The organism is Melaminivora alkalimesophila (genome assembly GCF_000282995.1).
GTDB lineage: Bacteria > Pseudomonadota > Gammaproteobacteria > Burkholderiales > Burkholderiaceae_C > Melaminivora > Melaminivora alkalimesophila.
Map to the genome: position 1 here is coordinate 1 of NZ_ALEE01000488.1, position 2,746 is coordinate 2,746.

3 protein-coding genes are annotated in these 2,746 nt (G+C 74.3%); 2 read left to right on the top strand and 1 reads right to left on the bottom strand.

Annotated features, from left to right (window positions below; translation table 11 throughout):
- The coding region (locus A612_RS09610) for an RQC domain-containing protein (RefSeq protein WP_019374283.1) at window positions 1-713 on the top strand (713 nt) is incomplete at its 5' end.
- Window positions 714-717: 4 nt separating this feature from the next.
- Window positions 718-1,587 carry a hypothetical protein gene (locus A612_RS09615; RefSeq protein WP_019374284.1) on the top strand — a complete coding sequence of 290 codons (870 nt, stop codon included), beginning with the start codon at window positions 718-720 and terminating at the stop codon, window positions 1,585-1,587.
- On the opposite strand, the gene A612_RS09620 is transcribed toward A612_RS09615, so the two are convergent.
- Window positions 1,584-2,746, bottom strand: a 1,163-nt coding sequence (locus tag A612_RS09620; RefSeq protein ID WP_019374285.1) for an alpha/beta hydrolase family protein, incomplete at its 5' end; no start/stop codon positions are given. The genes A612_RS09615 and A612_RS09620 overlap by 4 nt on opposite strands.

A 2,746-nucleotide genomic window follows, 5' to 3' on the forward strand; every position in this document is an offset into this window, starting at 1 on the left:
AGCGGCTGCTGCAGTACTTCGGCGAGGCCTCGGGGCCCTGCGGCAATTGCGACAACTGTCTGCAGCCGCCGGCCGTGTGGGACGGCACGGACGCAGCGCGCAAGCTGCTGTCGACCATCTACCGCGTGCGCGAGGCGAGCAGCGGCGTGAACTTCGGCATCGGGCACCTGCTGGACGTGGTGCGCGGGCGCGCGACCGACAAGGTGGCGCAGTTCGGCCACGAGCGGCTCTCGACCTTCGGCCTGGGGCGCGAGTACTCCGAGGTGCAGCTGCGCGGCGTGCTGCGCCAGCTGCTGGCGCTGGGGGCGGTGGGGGTGCAGCGGGTGGTGCTGGAGTCGGGGCACGGCTTCGACACCCTGACGCTGACGCCGGCCGCGCGCCCGGTGCTGCGCGGCGAGCAGGCGGTGCTGCTGCGCGAGGCCACGGCCCAGGCGGCCCCGCGCCGCTCGCGCCGCGCCGGCGCACCGCCGGCAGCCGCCGCCAACCTGGATCCGGACGCGCAGGTGCGCTTCATCAACCTCAAGGCCTGGCGCGCCGAGGTGGCGCGCGAGCACAACCTGCCGGCCTACGTGATCTTCCACGACGCCACCCTGGCGGCGCTGGCCGAGCGCAACCCCCGCTCGCTGGCGGACCTGCAGGGCGTAAGCGGCATGGGCACCAGCAAGCTGGAGAAGTACGGCGAGGAAGTGCTGCGCGTGGTGCGCGCCTCCTAGCGCCATGCCTTCTGCCCCGGCGCTCACCCGCCAGCACCGCACCCGCCTGCTGCAGCTGTGGCGCTCGGCCGGCTGGCCCTGCCAGGACGGGCTGGAGATCGACCTGCTGGCGGCGGGCCTGCTGGAACGCCGCGAGACCGCCGAGGGCCATCCGTTTCTGCGCGTGACGGAGGCAGGGGTTGCCTGGCTGGCCGAGGCGCGGCGCGCCGGCCTGCGACGCGAAAGCGCGCACGACCGGCTGGCGCTGGCCTTCGCGCGCCGCCAGCTGCTGCCGGCCGGGCGCATCGTCTGGCGCGAACTGGCGCTGCGCGCCGCCGTGGAAGGGAGCACGCAGGATCCGGGGCCAGCCGGAGGCGCGGCGCCCGAAGAGAACGTGCCGCAGAAGATGGCCGCGCCCGCGGCCACGCTGTGGTCGGACGAGGAGGCGGGCGCGCCGACCCCGGCCGCGCGCCGCGCCGCCCGCCTGTGGCGCGTGGCACGCCCGGATCTGTTCTCCATCCGCCACACCACCGTGCCGGCCTACCTGCGGCCGATGGTGCACGAGGTCAAGGCGAGCCGCGCCGACCTGCTGTCGGACCTGCGCCATGCAGCCAAGCGCCGCGCCTACCAGTGGCTGTGCGAGGAGTGCTACTACGTCTTCCCGGTCGGCACGGCGGAGCCGGAGGAGCTGCCGCCGGAGTTCGGCGTCTGGGTGCTGCACGGCAGCCTGGATGCCGAAGGCGAGGGCGGGCGCTTCGAGCTGCTGCGGCCCGCGCGGCACGTGCGCTGCACGCTGCCCTTCGACGTCTGGATGGCGCTGTGCCGCGCCAGTCCCCTGGGTGGCGGACCGGCGGGCGCCCAGGCGCAGCTGGGCGCGCCGCCTGGCGGATCCTAGAGGTCGGAGGCCGTGCGGCCCATCACCTGCAGCGCATGCTCGAAGTATTCCGGCACGCATTGCAGGTGGCCCGCCGGCACGGTGCGCTCGCACTCCTGCAGCTGCACCGGCGCGCCCTGCGTGGCCACGAGGGTGTCGCGCGCCGATTCGGAGGCGGCGAAGGGCACGGTCTGGTCGTCGCGCCCGTGGAACAGGAACACCGGCGCGCCCGGTGTCCAGCCCCAATGCACGCTCGCCTGCTCGCGCAGCGCGTCGCGGTCGTCCGCCAGGTAGTGGTCGATGAAGCGCGCGTCGTAGGCCACGTCGGCGTCGTCCGGCGTGAGCTCGCGCAAGAGCGCGCGGCGCACCTCGGCGCGCACCTTGCTGCCCAGGTGCTTGAGCGTGCCGGGCTTGAGCAGCCAGGCGATCTCCGGGTATTCCTCGCGCACCCGCCCGAGCAGCCCGTCCAGCGTGGCCTGCACGTCGTAGGGCCCGGCGGCGGGCAGGCTGGCCTGCAGCTGGGCGCGCAGCGGGCTGCCCGAGCGTTCCATCTCGCGCTGCGCCGCCATGGTGGCGTAGCCGCCCTCGGAGTAGCCCACCAGGTACAGCTGGCCGTTGTCCGGCACCCGCTCTAGCCGGCGCCATTCCTGCGCCGCGCCGATCATGTCCAGCACCGCGCGCGCCGTGGCGTCGGACTGCAGGTAGGGGTGCGGCAGCCCCTGGCTCTCGCCGAAGCCCACGTAGTCCGCCGCCACCACGATGTAGCCCAGCGAGGCCAGCACCAGCGGCGGCTCGCCCGGCTGGAGGTTGATGCTGGGCGCGTTGGCATTCTGGAAGGTGGTGGCGTGCTGGTAGCTGATGACCGGGCTGCTGCTGCCGGCGGGCTTTTGCGGCACCGCCACCAGCCCGGAGGCGCGCACCGGGGCGCCGTCCTTGTCCACCGTGCGGTAGACCAGGCGGTAGGTGGCCACGGAATAGCGCGGCGGCGCCACTTCCGAGAGCTTGCTTTGGCCTTCCTGCAGCGCGGTGGCGATGGCGGCGCGCTTGACGTGCTGCAGTTCACGCGCCTCCAGCAGCAGCTCCAGCTGCACCGGGGGCGGGTCGACCGGCGGATCCACCGGACCCTGGCCGCCACCGGAGTCGTTGCCGTCGCCACTGCCGCCGCCGCAGCCGGCCAAGG